16 protein-coding genes and 2 riboswitches are annotated in these 22,149 nt (G+C 28.2%); of the genes, 2 read left to right on the forward strand and 14 right to left on the reverse strand.

Annotated features, from left to right (window positions below; all coding sequences use genetic code 11):
* From treC to Tmeso_RS11360, 3 genes are all read right to left on the reverse strand, one after another.
* Window positions 1-1,665, reverse strand: coding sequence for an alpha,alpha-phosphotrehalase (gene treC / locus Tmeso_RS11350; protein ID WP_099191264.1), 1,665 nt, complete (start codon window positions 1,663-1,665; stop codon window positions 1-3).
* 65 nt (window positions 1,666-1,730) lie between these two features.
* Window positions 1,731-3,161 carry a PTS system trehalose-specific EIIBC component gene (gene treP, locus Tmeso_RS11355; RefSeq protein ID WP_099191266.1) on the reverse strand — a complete coding sequence of 477 codons (1,431 nt, stop codon included), beginning with the start codon at window positions 3,159-3,161 and terminating at the stop codon, window positions 1,731-1,733.
* Window positions 3,162-3,411: 250 nt separating this feature from the next.
* Complete coding sequence (locus Tmeso_RS11360) at window positions 3,412-4,545, reverse strand: aldo/keto reductase (RefSeq protein ID WP_099191268.1); 1,134 nt, start codon at window positions 4,543-4,545, stop codon at window positions 3,412-3,414.
* A 272-nt stretch (window positions 4,546-4,817) separates the two neighbouring features.
* Here Tmeso_RS11360 and thrC point away from each other — a divergent pair, with 272 nt between their 5' ends.
* Together thrC and thrB are read left to right on the forward strand one after the other, a co-directional pair.
* Window positions 4,818-6,305, forward strand: coding sequence for a threonine synthase (gene thrC, locus Tmeso_RS11365; protein ID WP_099191270.1), 1,488 nt, complete (start codon window positions 4,818-4,820; stop codon window positions 6,303-6,305).
* A 9-nt stretch (window positions 6,306-6,314) separates the two neighbouring features.
* Window positions 6,315-7,193 carry a homoserine kinase gene (gene thrB, locus Tmeso_RS11370; protein ID WP_099191272.1) on the forward strand — a complete coding sequence of 293 codons (879 nt, stop codon included), beginning with the start codon at window positions 6,315-6,317 and terminating at the stop codon, window positions 7,191-7,193.
* Between the two features lie 274 nt (window positions 7,194-7,467).
* Here the strand turns inward: thrB and Tmeso_RS11375 are convergent, their stop codons facing one another.
* From Tmeso_RS11375 to Tmeso_RS11420, 11 genes are all read right to left on the reverse strand, one after another.
* On the reverse strand, window positions 7,468-9,777 hold the full coding sequence (locus Tmeso_RS11375) for a glycoside hydrolase (protein ID WP_099191274.1): 2,310 nt from the start codon (window positions 9,775-9,777) through the stop codon (window positions 7,468-7,470).
* Between the two features lie 69 nt (window positions 9,778-9,846).
* Window positions 9,847-11,229 carry a sensor histidine kinase gene (locus Tmeso_RS11380; RefSeq protein WP_099191276.1) on the reverse strand — a complete coding sequence of 461 codons (1,383 nt, stop codon included), beginning with the start codon at window positions 11,227-11,229 and terminating at the stop codon, window positions 9,847-9,849.
* Window positions 11,222-11,869, reverse strand: coding sequence for a response regulator transcription factor (locus Tmeso_RS11385; RefSeq protein ID WP_099191278.1), 648 nt, complete (start codon window positions 11,867-11,869; stop codon window positions 11,222-11,224). Before Tmeso_RS11385 ends, Tmeso_RS11380 begins: the two co-directional genes overlap by 8 nt.
* Before the next feature lie 203 nt (window positions 11,870-12,072).
* Window positions 12,073-13,452 carry an alanine/glycine:cation symporter family protein gene (locus Tmeso_RS11390; RefSeq protein WP_099191280.1) on the reverse strand — a complete coding sequence of 460 codons (1,380 nt, stop codon included), beginning with the start codon at window positions 13,450-13,452 and terminating at the stop codon, window positions 12,073-12,075.
* A 56-nt stretch (window positions 13,453-13,508) separates the two neighbouring features.
* A riboswitch (glycine riboswitch) is annotated at window positions 13,509-13,591 on the reverse strand.
* Between the two features lie 2 nt (window positions 13,592-13,593).
* Window positions 13,594-13,661, reverse strand: a riboswitch (glycine riboswitch).
* Between the two features lie 391 nt (window positions 13,662-14,052).
* Complete coding sequence (locus Tmeso_RS11395; RefSeq protein ID WP_099191282.1) at window positions 14,053-15,264, reverse strand: NAD(P)/FAD-dependent oxidoreductase; 1,212 nt, start codon at window positions 15,262-15,264, stop codon at window positions 14,053-14,055.
* A 108-nt stretch (window positions 15,265-15,372) separates the two neighbouring features.
* Window positions 15,373-15,891: a CD3072 family TudS-related putative desulfidase gene (locus Tmeso_RS11400; protein WP_099191285.1), complete on the reverse strand. Its 519-nt coding sequence runs from the start codon at window positions 15,889-15,891 to the stop codon at window positions 15,373-15,375.
* A gap of 12 nt (window positions 15,892-15,903) precedes the next feature.
* A complete protein-coding gene (locus Tmeso_RS11405; protein WP_099191287.1) occupies window positions 15,904-16,458 on the reverse strand; it encodes a CD3073 family putative ECF transporter S component in 555 nt (184 codons plus the stop codon).
* 154 nt (window positions 16,459-16,612) lie between these two features.
* Window positions 16,613-16,747 (reverse strand): hypothetical protein, encoded by a 135-nt coding sequence (locus tag Tmeso_RS16975; protein WP_278281455.1) that lies wholly within the window; start codon window positions 16,745-16,747, stop codon window positions 16,613-16,615.
* 445 nt (window positions 16,748-17,192) lie between these two features.
* Entirely contained in the window at window positions 17,193-18,911 is a 1,719-nt protein-coding gene (locus Tmeso_RS11410) for a flavocytochrome c (RefSeq protein ID WP_099191289.1), read from the reverse strand.
* A gap of 97 nt (window positions 18,912-19,008) precedes the next feature.
* Window positions 19,009-19,473 (reverse strand): hypothetical protein, encoded by a 465-nt coding sequence (locus Tmeso_RS11415; RefSeq protein WP_099191291.1) that lies wholly within the window; start codon window positions 19,471-19,473, stop codon window positions 19,009-19,011.
* Window positions 19,474-19,610: 137 nt separating this feature from the next.
* Window positions 19,611-21,797: a leucine-rich repeat domain-containing protein gene (locus Tmeso_RS11420; RefSeq protein WP_099191293.1), complete on the reverse strand. Its 2,187-nt coding sequence runs from the start codon at window positions 21,795-21,797 to the stop codon at window positions 19,611-19,613.
* Window positions 21,798-22,149: the final 352 nt, after the last annotated feature.

The following is a 22,149-nucleotide window of genomic DNA, read 5'->3' on the forward strand; positions in this document are numbered from 1 at the left end:
TTATTTTTCAATATAATAAACTATAGATTCATAAGGTCTTAAATTAACTTTTTTTATTTCATTTGAAGAATCACTGTAATTTGAAATCAATATTTTAGTTTTAAATCTATCTATTTGTACATCTTGAGGAAGTTCAAATACCGCTTCTTCAGAATAGAAGTTGTTTATAACTAATAATTTGTTACCTCCATATTCCCTAATATATGCAAATATTGATTTATCATTTTCAAGTATTGGTTTATATGTTCCATTAGATATAACATCATACTCTTTTCTCAATTTAATAAGCTTTTGATAGTGATAAAATATTGAGTTTTTGTCGTCAAGTGAAGATTTTGCATTTATGTGTTTGTGAGTTTGTCCTGGATTAATCCATGGCTTTCCCATTGTAAATCCACCATTTTCACTTTCATCCCACTGCATAGGTGTACGAGCATTATCACGAGACTTAGCTTGTAATATCTTTATAATTTCCTTTTCATCCTTGCCTTCACTTTTTAGTATATTATAGTAATTAATAGACTCAATATCCTTATATTTATCTATACTATCAATATACTGATTAGTCATTCCAAGCTCTTCGCCTTGATATATATAAGGAGTTCCTCTTAACATATGAATAGCAGTTGCAAGCATTTTTGCAGACTCTTTATGATATTTTTTATCATCTCCAAAACGAGAAACTATACGAGGTTGGTCATGATTGCTCCAAAATAGAGCATTCCACCCATTCCCTTTTTCCATACCTATTTGCCAAGAATTTAATATCTCTTTTAACTTTATAAAGTCAAAGTCCACCAAAGTCCATTTATCCCCATTTTCATAGTCTACTTTAAGATGGTGAAAATTGAATACCATAGATAACTCTTTCTCATCAGGATTTGAATACTTTATACAATTATCCATAGTAGTAGATGACATTTCCCCAACAGTTATAATATCTTCATGTTTTCCAAAGGTCTCTTTGTTTAACTCTTTCAAATATTCATGTACTCTAATTCCATCAGTATAGAACCTTCTTCCATCCCCAATATGATCGTCTTCATATACATCAGGCTTCGAAATTAGGTTTATAACATCTAGCCTAAATCCTTTAACTCCTTTATCTATCCAAAAATTAACTATATCAAATATTTCTTTTTTCACTCCGCTGTTTTCCCAGTTAAGATCAGCTTGTGTTACATCAAATAAATGTAGATAATATTCATCAAATTCCTTGACATACTCCCAAGCACAACCTCCAAACTTTGACTGCCAGTTAGTTGGTTCTTTTTCATTCTTGGATTTTTTAAAAATATAATAGTTTTTATACTTTTCATCTCCATTAATAGCTTTCTTAAACCACTCATGATCTGTAGATGTATGATTAAAAACCATATCAAGCATTACTTCTATTCCTCTTTTTTTAGCCTCTTTAACCATATTTTCAAAATCCTCAATAGTTCCAAATCGAGAATCTATCTTACAATAATCTGCAACATCGTATCCATTATCCTTTTGAGGTGAAACATAAAATGGAGTCAACCATATATAGTCTACTCCTAGCAGTTTTAAATAATCTAACTTTTCAGTTACTCCATTTATATCTCCAAATCCATCATTATTTGAGTCATTAAATGACTTTGGATATATTTGATATACTACACTATTTCTAAAATTCTTCATCATAATTATCTCCTTTTGCTAGCTATATAAAATAAAAGGAAGAAGATTAACTCCCTCCTTTTTTATCAAATACTCTTTTCTGATTTTTTAAATGTCATTTTCTTCTTTGCAAATATAACTGTTAATGTAAATGGTACTATTATAGCTACTATCATAGCTATTGCAAATATTCCTATATACTTTGGTTGTATAGATAATATTCCAGGAATTCCTCCAACTCCTATTGAGTTAGCCATAACTCCCGACCCTACAGATATAATTCCTGCTATCCCCGAGCCTATCATAGCTGCTAAGAATGGGTATACATACTTTAAATTAATACCGAACATAGCAGGTTCAGTTACTCCAAGATAACATGATATCGCCGCTGGTATAGATACTTGTTTTTCTTCTTCATCATCTTTATTTAAGTAAATCATTGCTAAAACAGCAGAACCTTGGGCTATATTAGATAAAGCTATCATAGGCCATAAGTTAGTTCCACCCATCTCACTCATCAATTGTAAATCTATAGCATTTGTCATATGATGCAGTCCTGTAATAACAAGTGGCGCATAACTAAATCCAAATATTGCTGCAAATAACCATCCAAACGTTGAAGTCAGTCCTGAATATACTAGACCTGAAATCATAGAACCTATCTTCCATCCTAAAGGCCCTAAAACAGTATGAGCTAATAATACAGTAGGTATTAATGCTAGAAACGGCACTACTATCATAGAAATATATCCTGGGACTCTATCTCTTAACATAAGTTCTAATTTTGCTAAAACAAATCCAGCTAATATTGCAGGTATAACCTGTGCCTGATAGCCAATCATCTTAATCTGAGCAAATCCAAAATCCCAAACTGGAGCCTGGGCACCACCAGCTACTGCATAAGCATTTAATAATTGAGGAGAAACTAATGTAATTCCAAGTACAATACCTAGAATTTGAGTTGCCCCCATTTTTTTAGATATAGACCATGTAATCCCAACCGGTAAATAGAAGAATATAGCTTCGCCTATTAACCATAAGAAGTGATGTGCACCTGACCAAAACTGCGATACTTCTATTAACGACTTAGTTCCTGACTCAAGAAGTTTAATATCCCCTATAACATTTCTAAATCCTAATATCAAGCCTCCAACAACTATTGCTGGAATAAGCGGAGAGAAAATTTCCCCTAAATGGGATATTAACCTTTGAAGTAAGGTTAGATTTTGTCTTCCTGCTTTTTTAGCATCATCTTTACTTACGGCTTCAACCCCAGCTTTTGCTGTAAATTCATTATAAAAAGTTGCTACTTCATTTCCGACTATAACTTGGAATTGTCCTGCTTGAGTAAAACTTCCCTTTACAGCTTTTATACTCTCTATCTTCTTAACATCAGCTTTTTTAGGATCATTAAGTACGAATCTCATACGAGTCATACAATGAGAAACCGCTGCTATATTTTCTTTTCCGCCAATATACTCTAATAATTGCGATACATCATTTGAAAATTTAGACATATATATAACCTCCCTTATATTTTATATAAACTTTTCCCAATCTCAGATAACGTTTTCTTCTTTTTCATGTACGTACAAGTTGTTATGAGTTGATTATATCTTGTACGTACATGTTTCGTCAACATATTTTTTAATTTGTCTAAAAATTCCTTAAAAATAAATTCCCCATTAAATGAAATATAATTTATTTTAATAACAAAATAACCTGCCTTTTGGCAGGTTATTTATAAAATATAAATATATATAGTTTTTACTCAAATAATTTTGTAACACTTTTAAGACTATCAATTATATTTATATGCTGAGGGCATGCCTCTTCACACTTACCACACTCTACACAATGCAAAGCTTTTTCCTTATAACCAACAAAATTACTGTACATCCATTTAAAATGTTCAACATCATTGTACATAGAAGCACCATTTAAAATTTCAAAGTTTCTAGGTATATTAACTCCTGCTGGACATGGCATACAATACTTGCAATCCGTACAGTTTACTACCATTCTATTTAAATATATATCTTTAACTTCATCTATTAATCTTCTCTCTTTTTCAGTAAGCGAATTTTCATAAGTATCACTTGCAGTCTTTATATTCTCATCTATATGATTCATATCATTCATACCACTAAGCACTACACTTACCTCAGGTTGATCCCATAAAAATCTTAATGCCCACTCAGCAGGACTTCTCTTAACATCAGCTTTATCCCATACATCTTGAATATCATCTGGAACATTTCTTCCAAGGCTCCCACCTCTTAAAGGCTCCATTATGACAACACCTAACCCCTTATCACTTGCGTACTTAAGTCCTTCTTTTCCAGCTTGATAATTCTCATCCATAAAATTATATTGTATCTGACAAAATTCCCAATCGTAAGCATCTACTATTTCTTTAAAAAGAGGAAGTTCATCATGAAAAGAAAATCCAACATGCTTAACCCTTCCATCCTTAACTATAGTATCTAAAAAATCAAATATATCGTGTTCCTTTAAATTACTCCATAAATTTTTAGTCAAAGTATGTACTAAATAAAAGTCTATATAATCAGTTTCTAATTTTTCAAGCTGTTCATTTAAATACTTATCCATATCCTCTCTACTCTTTATAAGCCATGACGGAAGCTTAGTAGCCAAAAATACCTTATCTCTATAACCATCCTTAAGTGCCTTACCTGTAACAATTTCACTCATACCTTCATGATACGGATATGCTGTATCAATATAGTTAACACCATTATCTATAGCATATCTTATTTGTTTAATTGCTTCCTCTTCATTTATCTGATCGTTTTTCCCATCTATAACTTGGAATCTCATACACCCAAATCCTAGTGTAGATACCTTTTCATTAGTTTTTCCAAATTTTCTATATAACATATTATCACGTCCTTTCCACTGTAATAGTATATTCAACTTACCTACTTACATAATACAATATATCTTTTGATTTTCCTTTTATATATATGAACTTTCTGGTAATTAAATTATAACATGATAATCTGTATTTTAAAGCTATCAATATGTAACTAAAAATCCAAATCGAAGATTAAGTGAGTCTTTTTTTGTTTACTAATAAAAAACACTTGTATTTTATACGTATACATTGTATTATATTAATAATTTAAAACTTGTTTAAGAGGTGATATTATATGGATATTTTATACAAAAGCACAAGAGGAGATAGTAATAGGGTCACCTCTTCAGATGCTATATTAAAGGGCTTAGCAAATGATGGTGGGTTATACGTACCTACAGAATTTCCTTATATAGATATAACTTTTAAAGACATGATGTCTATGAATTATAAAGAAATTGCTTTTTATATAATAAATAAATTTTTTACAGACTTTGATGAGTTGACTTTAAAAAACTGCATAGATAATGCTTATGACGATAAATTTAGCTCTAATTTAGTAGCACCATTAAAAAAAATAGACAACAATTACTTTTTAGAACTTTATCACGGACCTACTCTCGCTTTTAAAGATATGGCTCTATCTATACTTCCCCATCTTTTAAAAGCTTCTTGCAAAAATTTAAATATACAAAAAGAAATAGTTATATTAACAGCTACCTCAGGAGACACAGGAAAAGCTGCACTAGAGGGATTTAATAACGTAGATAAAACTCAAATAATAGTTTTTTATCCTAAAAAAGGAGTAAGCACAATCCAAGAAAAACAGATGATTACTCAAGATGGCAAAAATACTCATGTAATAGGTATAAATGGCAACTTTGATGATGCTCAAAGGGGTGTTAAAGAAATTTTTTCAGACAAAAAATTTAATAATTTGTTATCTAATAAAAACTATATACTTTCATCAGCTAACTCTATAAATATAGGAAGATTAGTTCCTCAAATAGTATATTATGTGAGTTCATATGTTCAACTATTGAAAATCGGAGATATACAAGAAAACGAAAAAATAAACGTAGTGGTTCCAACCGGAAACTTCGGAAATATACTAGCTGCTTTTTATGCTAAAAATATGGGGCTTCCTATAAACAAACTAATATGTGCTTCGAATGAAAACAATGTTTTATGCGACTTTATAAATACAGGAGTTTATGATATAAGACGAGAATTCAAGCTTACTTCATCTCCTTCTATGGATATTCTAATATCCAGCAATCTAGAAAGGTTGTTATATGAAATAAGCAGTGATAACCCATACTTAGTAAGAAATCTCATGGAAGAATTAAAAACTAATGGAATATACGCAATAAATGAAAATATGAAAAATAAGCTAGATCACTTTTATGCTGACTTTGCAACCCAAGAAGAGACTCTATCAACTATAAAAGAAGTTTACAACGATTTTAACTATGTAATAGACACACATACAAGCGTAGCTTACTGTGTCTATCAAAAATACAGACAAAAAACTAATGATTCTACAAAAACTATAATTGCATCAACGGCTAGCCCATTTAAATTTCCAGAAAGTGTTGTAAAATCAATAGATAACAACTACGATGTATTATCTGATTTTGGATTAATAGATAAATTATCTAATATTTCCAATATAAAAGTTCCTAAAGCTGTCCAAGAACTAAAAAGCAAAAGAGTAGTTCACTGTAGTATTTGTAAAAAAGATAAAATGAAATCTATTATTAATAATATATTGAATGTGTAGGTGATTAATATGATAAATGTAAAAATACCAGCAACAACTGCTAATATAGGTCCTGGATTTGATTGTCTAGGAATAGCCCTTGATATATATAATAACTTTTTTGTTGAAGAAATAGAAGATGGTCTTATAATAGAAGGATGTGACGATGAATACTGTAATGAAGATAATTTAATATACAAAGCTATGAAAAAATGCTTTGAAAAAATAGGATACAAACATAAAGGTATAAAAATTAAAATAGAAAATGACATTCCTATATCTCGAGGACTTGGAAGTAGTGCATCTTGTGTACTAGGAGGAGTAATTGCAGCTAACAAAATAGCTGGCAACAAATTAAATAAAGATGATATATTAAAAATTTCATCAGAAATTGAAGGTCATCCAGACAACGTAGCACCTGCATTACTTGGAGGAATGGTTACTTCTATTAAGGAAGGAACTGATATATATTATAGTAAGATAAACATCCCAAGAGGGTTGAAGTTTTGTGCACTAATACCAGACTTTCAGTTATCTACAGAAAAATCAAGATCAGTTTTGCCAAGTGAAATACCTTATAAAGATGGAGTTTTTAATGTAGGAAGAGTTTCTCTTATGGTATCTGCTTTAATTAACGGTCAATTTGATTTGATTAAACTTGCATGTAAAGATAACCTTCATCAAAAGTATAGAGGAAGTTTAATTAAAGACTATGATAATATAATAAAAAAGTGTAAGGATTTAGACAGTGTAGGAGTATTTTTAAGCGGTGCTGGTCCAACTATAATGGCTATGATTAAAGAAGATGATATAAGTTTTTATAATAAAATTGAAGAGTATACTTCTACTTTAAATAATACATGGAGTGTAAAAAAACTAAATATAGAAAATAAAGGAATAGAGATATAAGAATTCGTCTAGTTGCTACGTACTTACTCATGTCGCCAATAACCCTTTATGGCTTCGTTGCTCAAAAATAGAAAGTAATTTTTAAAATGAAATAGCTCTTTTTTCTTACAAATATGAACAACATTTATTAAACTAGAAAAATTGAAAAACATTAAAATTTCATTGCGAATAATAATGAAATTTTAATGTTTTTATTTAATTTAGAGATAAAAGGTATCCCCTATTTTTTAATAATGCAGTATAAGGTTTTTGATAATTGAAGTAACTTCTTTTGTTATTGTAAGATGCACGGTTTATATTTTATTTTTTTATCCCCACTATATATAATCAGCGATTTTCCTTTTATAACGTCATTCTCATATTTAAAATCTTTGTTTGAAAAATTTGCAACTACCTTTAGATCGTATCCAAACTCACTCATTTGAACCATTCTGTCTTTCGAAAGAACCTTAAAGTCTGTCATTTCTTTCTTTACAGCTTTTTTATGAAAAGGTGCCCAAACTTTATAATGTGAAAGAATTAAATCCTTATTTTTATTCCACTCTTTTTTATCTATATGATATAACGGCGAAACATTATATAAAATCTCATTCATCATCCTATTTTCTACTTCATCTTTTATCTTAAGGCTTGACCAATCCCAATGATAACTCGTTATTACACAGTCATTATAAACAAGCTTGTAAAGAGGAAGTGAATATACGGGATTAAGGAATACCTGTTTATATAGTTCTTTTATAGGAACTTGTTTTGAATACTTTTCAGGCACACCTCCATCTATAGAATAATATCGTCCAAGATAATATTCACTATTTTTATTTTTGCTCATATCCTTATCCATCCAAGAAAAAGTTGGTAGTTCGATACCGTGAGCAAAAGCAATTGCTTGGCTTGCATAATCATTTCCCCCTTCAGATCCTACAACCATATTTTTATCGTTTGCTATGTATTCCATTCTCTTTAGTCTCGCTTTCACATCCTCTTCTTGTGTTGTTATATGATTTGGTGAATAATCATCAAAGATTTCTCCTGCAGCATCACAATCAACAAACCAAGAATTGAAATTTACACCAGTATTTAATATATTTTGCACTCTTTCTCTTACAGCTGTCATTGATAAAGTAGGATTCAGCTTTCTTCCTACACCCTTAAAGCCCTCTTTCTTTTCTCCACTTCTTCCTGTAATAGTAGCATTTTCAAATAAAGATGTATCTTTAAATGAAGCCGTAATCCATTCTTCTTTTCCTGGTTTATGAATGGAATGATACGAGTCATAGGTCCCTATTAAATATTCCATTTCATTTGCTTTTTCTACTAATTCAGGCTTTATATAACCTTGTCTCCAATCCTCAAATCCTATCCATGCATTTTTTATTCCTGATTTATTTATATCTTCTAGTAAATCAATATTCCTAGTGTTTGCCCAATTTTCTACTGGTTCAAAAATATTTTTCATATTATATTGTAATACTCTTTTGTTCAAATTTATAATTTCCAATGGATTCAAATTATCTAAACCTTTGTTTAGTAATTTTTTCGTTTTTTCATCTATATTAGTAAATACTTTAATATTATAAAATTCTTTTAATAAAAGTACTTCATTTAAAGCTCTAATTATTACTTTCTTTTGATATTCATCCACATAATCTTGATTTTTTATATCATCAAAAACCTTTATTACTTCATTGCCATTTTCTATATTTTCTTTCATTAATTTTTTTATCCAGTTCATCGTTTCTACTGATGTATTTTTTCTAAATTCATTCCATTTTATATTTTCCTGTGAAACAACAGATTTATCCCAAAAATACATATGAATTGCACCATAAAGCTTTTCTATATTTTTATTCATTTTTGCTTTTTCTTCTAATGTTTTAAATTTTCCTTTTTCAACAACATAATTTTTATATGTTTTTGCGATATCTATAGTATTTTTATTCGTAACATATATTTTGAATCCATATTCTTTATTTTTGTTTATAGTAGGAAATTCATGTTTAAATGTAAATTTAATGTCTTCTTTTGAATCAAAAGTAATTTCATTGTTAAACATATTTTCAATTACATAAACAATAGAGTATCTTTTCTTGTTTAAAGCAAAAAACTGCATGGAAAAAGATTCTGCTACTGTATAGCTTTCATTATTTAAAAACTCCTTCCAATATTTATTATTGCTTGGTATATACTTACCTTCATGTATTGGAATTGTATAGCTTTTAGCATGAACAGTAGGCCATTGAAACTGTGAATTTTCCACTTCATTTGACTTTATTTTTACACTCAGATACTCTTTTTCTTTTTTTAATTCAATATCAATATTTTCATTAGGATATTTCCATGAAATCTTGTCTTTTGATTTCTTTAAATTTGATACTTCTCTCTTTTGTAATCCCTCTGAAGCTTTTTCCTTTACTCCATCTGATTCGATAGTTACCTCAAAAGTTTCTGGATTCACATCAAAATTAAAATCCATTGCTTTTACTTGTGTTTGTGTATTAACAGCATTTATAGCTTCATCACTGCATCCACCAAGTATACTCATAATTAAAATAAAACACATTAATAAAGATATATTTTTTTTCATGTGTCCACCTCCAAATCAAATATATCTTTATTTTGTTACACCAATATGACAAGAAAAAGAATTCTGTCTTTAGAATTCTTTTTTTAAAAATATATAAAATTCAATTTCCTTTTTATATATTTTTACTCCATACTCAAAATCATGCTTATTAAGTATTCCTTTTACAATAGAGAGCCCTAACCCTGTGCCTGATAATTGTTTGGATCTAGATGTTTCCATTACATAAAAAGGCTCCCATATTTTATTTATCTCTTTTTCTTCATAACCATTTATTCCATTTTTTACAGAAAAGAAGACTTGATCTTTGCTATTTTCTAATTTTATATTTATTTCTCCATTGCTCGTATATTTTATTGCATTACTTATTAAATTATTAAAAACCATTTTTATTTTTTGCATATCCGCATATATAAAAGGCTCTCTTAAATTCTCTTTATTTATTGAAACAAGAATTTTTTTATTTTCAATATCAATCTTATATTTTTCAAGAATGGTAAAAAATAAACTTTCTAAATCAAAAGAGGTTTTATTTAAAACATCTTTTTCTAGCTTTGATAGTTGAAGGAGATTATCTATTAAATCAGAAATTGCTTCTGTTTGATCATTTATTGTATCAATATAAGTCCCATCATCCAAATCATCCTTTATCCCCATGGCATATGCCTTGATTAAAGCTAAAGGAGTTTTTATTTCATGAGTTATATTAGATATAAAATGTTTTAAGTTCTCATTTTTTTCTTCCAAATCAGCATGAGATTTTTCAAGCTTTTCACTCATCCTGTTAATACTTTCTGCAAGTTCTTCTATTTCATCCCCTGTTTTAATATTTACTTTTTTAAATTTCAAATTTGCTATATCTTTTGATACATTTTCAAGCTTTTCTAAAGGCTGGATGATTTTTCTTGAAAACACCCATACTACAGTAATGGTCAAAATTAAACACATGCTCATAAGATATAAATTAAATTGATTTATAATCTTTATCGTATCCCTATCATGAACAATAGAAACTCCTATAGCAATAGCTATATTTTCTTTTTTTATATAAGCTACCAAAAAGCTTGATTTTATCTTTCCTTGATTATAAATTTTTTTTACAATTTTCTCTTCTTTTATTTTATCTAAAGCAACCTCATGTACCCAAAATTTATTTAGTTTAATATTCTTTCTACCAAATTGTGCTTTCATACTTTCATTAAAACCTTCTGTTGTATCTTCTACACTATGATAAACAATGGTAACATTATATTTTTCTTCTAGTTCGTCTATATTATCTAAAAAGTAGCTTAGGTCCATCGCTTGTATGTGATTTGATATTTTATCTAGATTTCCTTTCATCTCACTTAAATAATATCTAGATAAAAAATAATTATTCAAAAGAAAAGAAAATAAAAATACCATTGCAATAACAGTAGATATTCTGATAGAAAGCTTTTTGCTCAGCTTATTCATTTTTTCCCTCCAAGCTATACCCCATCCCTCTATGGGTCTTAATATAATCTTCTCCTATCTTTTCTCTTAATCTTCTTACATGAGTATCCACGGTTCTATCTTCACCTACATAATCAATTCCCCAAACTAGATCAAGAAGCTTTTGTCTAGATAATATCATTCCTTTATTTTTTAGAAAACAATACATCAAATCAAATTCTTTTTTCGTAACATGTAAATCTCGTCCATTTTTAAATATCTTTTTCGCTTCAAAATTTACTTTTAATTCTTTTACGTATACAACTTTTTCTTCTTTTAAAAGCTTTTTTGCCCTTATAATCAATATCCTTGGATCAAAAGGTTTTTTAATATATTCATCTGCACCTAAATTTAATGCCTTAAGCTCGCTATCATTTTCACATTTAGCAGTAAGCATTAAAACCTTTATATTACTTTTTTCTTTTATTTCCTTACAAAGATCTATTCCACTCACTTTTGGCATCATCCAATCTAGTATAGCAAGATCTATTTCATGATTATAAAATAAATCCAAAGCCTCCTCCCCATCTTCTGCCAAAAGTATATTGAATCCTTCTTTTTCAAAATATGCTTTTAAAATCTTAAGCATACTTTTTTCATCATCTGCTATTAAAATATTCATGTACATCTCCTACCTTCATATTTTCACTACTATCTTTTATTTATTAATACATCTTACAATTTTAGTATAAACTTTCTTCATAAAAATTCCTACACATTAACAATTTTAAAAAATTAAATATAATAACATGATAGTTTAATTTATAAAAATAGGGCTGTCTCAAAACAGAAAATAATTTCTATTTTGAGACAACCCCTTTATTTTTAAGATGCTTGTTTTTCTTTTTTCAATTCATCAAAATACATCTTAGTCTCTTTTGATATAACCCCACTAAGACCTATTATAGCAATAAGATTTGGAATAGCCATAAGTCCATTAACTATATCAGCCACTGTCCATATTAAGCTAAGCTTTAAGAAAGGTCCTATACCCACAAGGAATATAAATATATATTTATAAGGCTTTATTCCTTTAACTCCAAATAAATACTCAGTACATCTCTCTCCATAATAATTCCATCCAAGTATAGTAGTAAAAGCAAAGAATATAAGTCCTATAGTAACTATTAACTCTCCAATTATAGGCATAGAAGGAAGTCCAGCTCTAAATGCAGCAGTTGTAGCTGCAGCACCTTCAATATTAGGATTATTCCACATACCTGTAAGAACCAAAGTTAAACCTGTCATTGTACATACTATTATAGTATCAAAGAATGTACCTGTCATCTGAACTAGACCTTGTCTTACACAAGAATTAGTCTTAGCAGCAGCTGCTGCTATAGGAGCAGAACCAAGTCCTGATTCATTTGAAAATACACCTCTTGATACCCCACTCTTTAATGCAAGTGCTACTGTTGATCCTGCAAATCCACCAGCTGCAGCTGTTGGACTAAAAGCGCTTTTTACTATAAAGCTTATTGTATCAGGAATTTGACCTGCATTTAATAAAAGTATTATTAATGTACAAATTATATATGATGCCGCCATAAAAGGAACTATAACCTCGGAAACTTTTGCTATACTCTTTATTCCTCCAAGAGTAACCATAGCAACAGATACAGTAAGTACTATCCCTGTTATTAAAATAGGAATATTAAAAGCTATATTAACAGCTGATGTTATAGAGTTTACTTGTGCAAATGTTCCTATGCCAAAGAAAGCAACTCCTATCCCAAATACCGCAAAACATTTTGCAAGAAACTTATTTTTGAATCCTCTCTCAATATAATACATAGGGCCTCCTGACATTTGTCCATTATCATCTACTACCCTGTATTTAACTGCTAAAAGTGCTTCTGCATATTTTGTTGCCATTCCAAAAAACGCTGCTACCCACATCCAAAATAAGGCTCCAGGCCCTCCCATCCTTATTGCAGTTGCAACTCCGACTATATTGCCTGTACCTATAGTAGCTGATAATGCCGTACACACAGCTGCAAACGCAGATACATCACCTTCTGCCTTAATATCTTTTGCCTCACAGTCTTCTGAAAAAAGATACTTAAGTGCTAATGGAAGCCTAAATACTTGTAAAAAACCTAGTTTGAATGATAAAAAGATACCCGTACCAACGAGTAATATGAGAAGTGGTGGTCCCCATACGAAAGAATTGATATTTTGTGCAATTTGATTAATTTGTTCCATAACATTTACCTCCTGCTTTTATTATTTCTAATAGATTTAAAAAAGCTGGGAGAATCTCCCTGTCCTTTTACCTGAGAGTTTCACATGCATAATTAAATGCAGTTTGCTCCTTCGGTGCTCCATAGAGTCTCTCCAGAGATTTGTCCAATAGCGGTCTTTTTACCTGAAAGCTTTACTTCTTCGGTGCTACGCTCTCCCGCTACCTTCATCCAAAACATTTATCTTGTTATGCTTCTAGTCAAAGTATATTATTTCCATTTTTCTTTGTCAACAATATAACAATGTATTTTTCACGTACATTATTTTAATCGCGATTAATTTATTTTTTTATTTATTTTTCATTTTATTTTTATTTTCTTTATATTTTTCCGTCATTTTTTAGTCTTTTTAATGTTTTTTTGTATATTTTTTGTTAATGTTCATAGAACAAAGTAATTTTTATTCGTTAATTTTATATTTTTTACTAGTTCTTTATAATTGAATTTTACATTAAATTATTATTCTTTTGAAATTATCCAATTTTCTGATTTGTATATTTAATCAAAAAAACAGCTTCTTTATTTTAAAAAAACTGTTTTTTATAATATTTTACTCAATATCTTAATTATCAAATCTATTTACTTTAAATAATCTCATATCCTCATCTTTTTCATTATAATATAATTTGCTCAACATCATTGCTCCTAATATAGCAAATAGTATTCCATTAGCTCCATATCCTAGACAGTACCAAAGATTATCATTTTTTATGTCAGATCCAATATATCCCAAGTTATCTTTAGTTGTTTCAAAACATCCACAATATCTATACTCAACTTCTATATCATCTATATCTTTAAACATAGATTTAAGCCTTTGTTCTAATATAGAATATTTTTTTAAAGCTATATCTTCATCCTCTATTTCTTTAAAATCTATATCTTCTCCACCTATAATTAACCTATTGTCATTTGTAGTTCTAAGGTAGTTATACGGATCTGAATTATCTCTAATTAATACCCTATCTTTCCAACCTATAATTTCTTTGACGGGTTTAGTAGCTATATTAAATGTGCTATACTTAGTTCCAAAATTTTTATTAGTGAACAAACTAGTATTATATCCTGTAGCAACAATTACTTTTTTTGCTTTAATCTTATATCCATAACACGTATGTACTATTACTCCTTCATTTAAATATTCTATTTTTTTAGCGTCAGTATTTTCATATACAAGAGCACCTTTTTTCTTACTCACTTCAAGAAGGTGTTTAGTAAATTTATATGGATCTATCTCAGCTCCTCCTTTTTTTGATAAAAGTCCTGCCTTTAAATCAAACATATATGGATTATCTAATTCATCTATATATTCAACATCAAATCCATTCTTTTTCCTAAATTCATATTCTTCTTTAATACTATTTTTTTCAAGATTTTTAGCTGTATAAAGTAAGGTATCTCTCTTTATGTAATCACATCTATTCCCATACTCATCTACGAATTTTTCTATCTCCTTCAAAGCATGTATCCCAAGTTCATATGCTCTTACAATATCTTTACTTTCTATACTTTCTGTAAGGTCAGATGCATTTTCATCTAATTCATATTGTAAAAGAGATGTTGTAACACTCGTACTTCCATGAGCTATCCTTCCCTTTTCAATTAATACTGATTTTATGTTATTTTTAGACATATAATAAGAGCATATACTTCCAGTAACTCCTCCACCTACAATTACTACATCCGTTTCTAAATCTTCAGTTAAATAAGGGTATTGATTATCAACATTATTTATACTAGTAAATATAGGCTTACCTTTAACATATCCTTGCATTAATCACACCTCTGATTCTTAAATTTTAATATGTTCTTAGTTTAACCTTGTAAATTAATTTTAATCAAAAAATATCTATCCATATGGATAGATATTTTTTGATTATATTTATTTGATTTCTATATTAATGTCTGTGGTTTTATTATCTAAAAAATCTATTAATTTATCTATAAATTTTTCATTTTGTTTTTCTTCTAAATAATCTGTGGGAACATTTAATATTGGTATAGAAATACACTTTTCTTTTAATAAATAAAATATTTCTTCAAATAGTATTCCTTTATTTTTATTATAGCTACAAGTAGGACTTTCACTTATACCTATAATTCCTAATACTTTATTTGAATTATTTGTGTATTTCTCAATATCGGCAACTACTTCACAAGCTATATCCTTGCATACTTTTCTATAGTCTTTATTATCGTACTCTTGTTTAGTTTTAGGCAATCTATGAAGTCCTAAATATTTATTTTCAGGGCACATTATTTGATATATGCCTATATCTCTTTTTATTATTTCTTCAATTATCTTATTATACCCTCCCTTTGCTCTAGCCAAAGGCTTTACAACTGAGTTTTGATTTAATATACAGTGTGATAAAAATACTACTTTTCCTTGTCTATACACTATGTCATCCCCTTAAATATTACCTTGTTTTCTTTTATATTCTTTTGGTAATCTTTTTAATAAAAATGCTACAAATATACATGTTGCTATCTTATCTAATATATTACCAGTTATTCTAGGTATAAATGCCGCTGAAAATATAGTTTTTCCAGATGTTAAAAGCCATGTGAATATTACATCATTTCCATCTCCTGTAATACCTCCAAATACATAAATTACAATTGGAGTTCCTATTAGTGGAGCTATTATAGCTAATATAATTCCTGTTATAAGTGCAGTTTGAAAGTTAAATTCTCTTTTTTTACATATATATCCTACAATTAATCCAATAGCTATATTTACTAAAGCAAAAGGCATAGACTTAGGGTTATTTATTATTCCTTGAATAATATTAGTAAGCCCGCCAGATAGAGCCCCATACAAAGGTCCAAGTATAGCTGCTATAAATACAGTCCCTATAGTATCTAAAAATAATAAAGGAATTTTTATCATACTTACTACTGTTCCAAACACTATATTTATAACTATCCCCATAGCAACAAAGGTTAAATTTCTTGTTTTATTCATCTTTTGAATTCCCCCCCCAATATTATGTTTATACTTTATAAGTCTAATATTTACCAAGGGTTTAGTCCAATTGAATTATCTTATATTATAGGTTTTAATAATAGATTGTTTTTATATATTTTATAAATTTTTTCGTTCAATTCTCTATACACTGTCACAAGTTGAGTTCTTCCTCTATTTTATTTGTAATAGCGTAAGCTCCCCACTGAGTATTTCCTAAAACGTTAATTTGAATATTTTTATCTTTGTATGATGATGACCTAAAACTTACACCTGGATCACTACCCATAATACAATACTTATAAATTTCTATCCTTTTTTGTTTTTTATTTCTTATGCTTCAATCTTCATAAACATCCCCCCTTATTTTTTACTTAATAAATTATAATTCAGTTAACTCAAAATATTGATCTTTTAATCATTTTCTATTGCTTGACTTACCACAGTATGTCGTAACTTCTTGATTTTCCAAAAATTCCATTACATATTCTATATCTTTAGTCTTTAATGTTCTTAATATCAATTTACGAAATATCCAACTATATTCTTAATTTTAATTATGTAGATTTCACCATATATTAAGTTGTATTATATTATAAATACTTTTATTCTAAAGATTTCTATTTCCCAAGAAATCAAAAGATTCCTATTAATAGAGATTTTTTTGTAAGCATGTATACTTTCCTACTCATAAAAAAACAGCCATATTAAGTAAAATATGACTGCAAGTATATTTATTTGTTAACTACAATACTTTCTCCAGCTCTTTTTCCAAATACTAAAACTTCTGTTATAGCATTTCCTCCAAGCCTATTAGTACCATGGGTTCCTCCTACTATTTCTCCCGCAGCATATAGTCCCTTAATTATAATAGTATCTTTTTTTTCTACTTGATTTTTATTGTTTATTTTTACCCCACCCATTGTATGATGAACAGCAGGAGCTACTACTTGGATATAATATGGACCTTCATTTATTGATACTAAATTTCCTCTTCTATTAAACTCTTCATCTTTGCCATTTTTCACATAATCATTATAACCTTTTAGAGTTTTTCTTAAAGCACCCTTATCTATTTTAAAGAACTCTGATCCATCTTCTATAGTTTTAAACTCTCCAAATAAATTATCTTTCATAAGTCTTCCTACTTCTGCATCATGATTTATTGTTCCATTACCTATTGTCTCAATTTCTTTTCCCCAAACCAAATAAGCAACTTGTCCATCTTGTGCTAATATATTTTCAGAAACAACATCTCTTCTCTCTAGCTCTTCTACAAATCTTTTTCCAGATTTATTTACTAATATAGCTCCATCAAATCTAGAGCCTCCAACATGAGAAAGTTCTCCTGTTTTGGGATTACAAATAGGGAAAGTTTGAATATAATTCATATGAACAAATTTTGCCCCAACTTCTTGACTCATTATGTGCCCATGGCCTGTTACCCCACTCACATTAGTAGTCTTATATCTATCATCAAGCTTAGAATTATATTTTTTTCTCATTTCAATATTTCCACTGAATCCTCCAGTTGCAAGTATAACTCCGTACTCAGCACTAAAAGTAATCTCTTTTCCATCAGTTACAGCATTAACCCCAACTACTCTTCCTTTATCATCACAAATTAAATTATTACAGTCTGCTCCAGTAATAATTTCCACTTTAAGAGACAAAGCTTTATTTTTTAATTTAGATATAAGCTCTATTGCATATTTTCCTTTGAAAACAGAGGCTCTTGGGACCTTGTGTCCTCCAAAATGAATAAGTTTCTTTGGCTTAAACTCTACCCCTATAAAATTCTTTAGCCATTTATATGTATCTAAAGCATTTTTTACAAGGATATCTACTTGATTTAAGTCACTTTCTCCATCTCCACCTTGAAGTATATCATTATAAAAACATTCTTCACTATCTACTATTTTATTTTCCTTTTGTTCGTCATTTTCAGGAATATTGACTCCGCCCATAGATACCAGTGTATTTCCACCTAGATTGTTCATTTTTTCTAATAATACTACTTTTGCTCCTTTATCTGCTGCTGCAATTGCCGCTGAAAGACCTGCTCCTCCACCTCCCACAACTACTACATCAAACTTTTCTATGGAGTTTAAAGTTCTTTTCTTTGTATTAGTTTTTTCAAGATTTTCCGCTTCTAATATTAGATTTTCTAATTCCTCTCTATTTCCACCAGATTCTATTAAAGCATTTTTTACTGCTTCTCTTATTCCTCTAGAACTCATAGAGCAGCCTGATACATTAGGAACTAAAATAGAATTTTTTTCTATTATGTTTTTGATAACATATTCAAATGCTGAATCTGATATAATTTTTGTTTCATTATGATTTATTACTTTTATATTATTTATTTTATTTTCAAGTATTTCAACTTCAATCTCTATGTTACCTCCGTATCCATTTCCTATGCCTATGTATTTTCCGTCATTATATCTCATATAATCCTCCTAGATGTAATTAGTTTTATATCCAACTATTTTCGATATATTTGATTATACATTCATATAAAAATTTGGTCAATATATTTAAATTTAATTAAGCTATATATTTATTTAATAAAGACTCTAAGTATTCATTGTATTCTCTATACTCTTGATGAGCAACAAACTTAATTTCGCTATCATCAAGTTCAAGTACAACTTCATTCATCAAGCTATCTTCAAATCTCCATGACTTAATAGCATTCCACCTGTATAATTTATGATCTAGTATTACCCCCTTTTCAGATATACAATATCTACTATTACCTCCTAATGCACCAGTCATTACTATAATAGCGGTACTCAAACTACTAACACCTTCATTAAATTCACCACAGACAAGTTCTACTATTGAAATTATTAACACTATACAACTGATAAATGTAAAAAATATAGTTGATATAGATTTGTCCTTCAGTCTAAGTAATACATTTCTACCTTGTATATCTTTTATTTTCTTTATTAAGGAAATCAATACAATTATAAAAATAATAATTTTTCTATTACACATGTTATCCACTTTTTTTGTCTTCCTTTCTTGTAAAATGATTTTTACTATCTCAACATTATACAATTCAACATTTTCCTTTTTATCCCTTTTTAATCAATCTAAAAAAGAAGAGTATCTCTACTCTCCTTGAAATTTTTCTTTTCTATTTAAAAGTCTTTTTCCTTTAATTTATTATAATAACTATTAATAGGGCTGTAATCTTTAATGTTATTTTCACTTAAATATAACTTATATAGATATTGTATATTAGATAAAGAATCTATATTATTTATTTTATTTTTATTAAGAGTTAGTTCATATAAATTTGTCAAGTTCTTAATATCCGATATATCATTTATATTATTACATGCCAAGTCTAACCTATTAAGACTTTTAAGATTTTTTAGTGGTGATATATCTTCTATATTGTTATTACTTAAATCTACACTACTTAATTCACTCAAGCTTTGTAATGCTGATATATCACTTATATTGTTCCCGCTTAACTTAACATTACTTAAATCGCTTAGTTTTTGTAATGAATCTATATTTTCTATTTTATTATTATTTAAATCTATTGAATATAATTCTTTCAATTTTGATAAGCAAGATATATCCTGTATATTGTTATCATTTAATTTTAAAGTTCTAATACTAGATATTTTCTCTATTCCATTTAAACTTGTTATATCTTTAGACGAAAGATTTAAATATCTTAAATAATCTCTATTTAAATCAGATAAATATATATCCCCACTAGGTTTATCTATTACTTCTCTTATTGCTTTTTCTAAATTAATATCATCAAAACTTACTATATGTTCATTTAAATCTACTTTAATTTTCAAGTTATCTAAGAAAACCACCATACTTGAATCTACATTAAATCCAGTTATTTTCTTATTATCTAAGTAAGTATTAATATCAGTATATTTAGCCCAAGTCATAGTCAGCTCTGAATCTTTTATTTTTAACATTTCATTTAAAGTGTTATTTGACTTATTGCTTTTTATATCTAATCTTTTGTTCATATTATCAAAATTAATTTCATAGCCCAAATCATTTAAATGTGACGCTTTAACTCCAAGATGTCCGTCTATATTAAATACATCTATCTGTTTATCTTTAAATTTTCCTTTTAAAATATATACCTTTCCTATATCTTTTCCTATAGATTTATCTATATCTATATTTAGGTTTATATTATCTAATTTAGCACTTAATACCTGTGCTTTTTCTATATCATTTATTAATTTTCCATCTTTATAATATGCACCAAGCATTATAGGCCCTCCCATATAATGTCTTCGGCTAAATCCCTCATACATAGTAGCTTGTACTCCTAAGCTAAACTTTCCATTATTAAAATCTTTAGGAACATTTAATTCAAAAGAAATATTTTTATCATCTAATGATTTTTTTAATGTCATATCATTTGACTTATTTTCATAAAAAGCTCTAACCTTAATTTCTCTAGTATCTATAGTAGTAATAAGACTTTTATTATCTACATTTTCTGGAAAATTAATAACTCCTTTAATTTTAGAATTTCTTGATATTAAAACATCTTGTTTTACTTTATCTCCTATTGATATAGCATTAAAATCTTGTGCTATTTCATATGTTCTATTATGATGTAGCTGTTCGTCGCTAGAATTATAATATTTATCTGTATCCATTACAAAAAAATAAATTATATTTTCACCATCTTTATTTCCTTTCAAATTATATTTAGCACTGTTTTCTCCTTCTTTCAAATGAACTTTAACCTCATCAACAACTCCTACATATGGTGTAAAGCAGTGATAAGTTTGAATATTTACGTCTATACCTCCTTTTGGTGCTTTTTCTTTATTAGGAAGACATATATTCCCACTAATATCTTTTAATTTTATACTATTTATATAGCCTGTGTATCCAGACACATTTTTTAAATCTTCTAAATAAACTAAAGAATAACCGCCTATATTGTAAGCATTTATTTGTATTTTATCTGAACCTTTACTATTATCTTGCATATACACTTTTACATCACTTGAATATATATTACCTTTCATATTTTTATTCATACTACTATTCATATTCTTATTAATTTGTTTGTTATTATCTTTAAAAGTAGTAGTTCTACTTTTAGGATCCCAATTCATATCATAACCACAGTAAATTAATTCTTCTATTAGTACTGCATCTTTACCATTTAATTTGTATAAGTCTACAAATACTCCATTTAAACTTACTTTTTCATTTGTTTTTTCATATTTTCCAACAACCTGTCCTATTTTTTCTTGTGAAAAACTTAAATTAAATGATAAAGCTAGTATAATAAATGATATATAAATCACTTTTTTAAACATATTATTATATTTCCCCCTGCTCAATAAAAATTTTGATAACTATTTTAGATGAACTAAATATTTTCTCCAACATTATATAATTCGTCATTTTAGTTTATATTCCTTTAATTACCAAATTTCAAAAAAGTATTTATACCCTTCCTACGAATATTTATTGTTTTATCTAATATCCGTGTCTATTATTCCTCCACCTAAACACTTTTTAGCAGTTATAAGATTAGCTTCAATAGCAATTTTTCTAACTTTATCTTTAGTTAAATATTCTAATTACTCAAAATAGTTAATCATATAATATTTTTAACAATGTTATCCTAAGATTTGAAATTTTATAACTTTTTCCAAAAAAATAGCA

It is taken from the genome of Tepidibacter mesophilus (genome assembly GCF_002724055.1).
GTDB classification, from domain to species: domain Bacteria; phylum Bacillota; class Clostridia; order Peptostreptococcales; family Peptostreptococcaceae; genus Tepidibacter_A; species Tepidibacter_A mesophilus.

Excerpts from the sequence above, each read along its gene's own strand:
- treC (WP_099191264.1), bottom strand. The coding sequence starts at position 1,665 with ATGAAGAATTTTAGAAATAGTGTAGTATATCAAATATATCCAAAGTCA.
- treP (WP_099191266.1), bottom strand. The coding sequence starts at position 3,161 with ATGTCTAAATTTTCAAATGATGTATCGCAATTATTAGAGTATATTGGC.
- Tmeso_RS11360 (WP_099191268.1), bottom strand. The coding sequence starts at position 4,545 with ATGTTATATAGAAAATTTGGAAAAACTAATGAAAAGGTATCTACACTA.
- thrC (WP_099191270.1), top strand. The coding sequence starts at position 4,818 with ATGGATATTTTATACAAAAGCACAAGAGGAGATAGTAATAGGGTCACC.
- thrB (WP_099191272.1), top strand. The coding sequence starts at position 6,315 with ATGATAAATGTAAAAATACCAGCAACAACTGCTAATATAGGTCCTGGA.
- Tmeso_RS11375 (WP_099191274.1), bottom strand. The coding sequence starts at position 9,777 with ATGAAAAAAAATATATCTTTATTAATGTGTTTTATTTTAATTATGAGT.
- Tmeso_RS11380 (WP_099191276.1), bottom strand. The coding sequence starts at position 11,229 with ATGAATAAGCTGAGCAAAAAGCTTTCTATCAGAATATCTACTGTTATT.
- Tmeso_RS11385 (WP_099191278.1), bottom strand. The coding sequence starts at position 11,869 with ATGAATATTTTAATAGCAGATGATGAAAAAAGTATGCTTAAGATTTTA.
- Tmeso_RS11390 (WP_099191280.1), bottom strand. The coding sequence starts at position 13,452 with ATGGAACAAATTAATCAAATTGCACAAAATATCAATTCTTTCGTATGG.
- Tmeso_RS11395 (WP_099191282.1), bottom strand. The coding sequence starts at position 15,264 with ATGCAAGGATATGTTAAAGGTAAGCCTATATTTACTAGTATAAATAAT.
- Tmeso_RS11405 (WP_099191287.1), bottom strand. The coding sequence starts at position 16,458 with ATGAATAAAACAAGAAATTTAACCTTTGTTGCTATGGGGATAGTTATA.
- Tmeso_RS16975 (WP_278281455.1), bottom strand. The coding sequence starts at position 16,747 with ATGGGTAGTGATCCAGGTGTAAGTTTTAGGTCATCATCATACAAAGAT.
- Tmeso_RS11410 (WP_099191289.1), bottom strand. The coding sequence starts at position 18,911 with ATGAGATATAATGACGGAAAATACATAGGCATAGGAAATGGATACGGA.
- Tmeso_RS11420 (WP_099191293.1), bottom strand. The coding sequence starts at position 21,797 with ATGTTTAAAAAAGTGATTTATATATCATTTATTATACTAGCTTTATCA.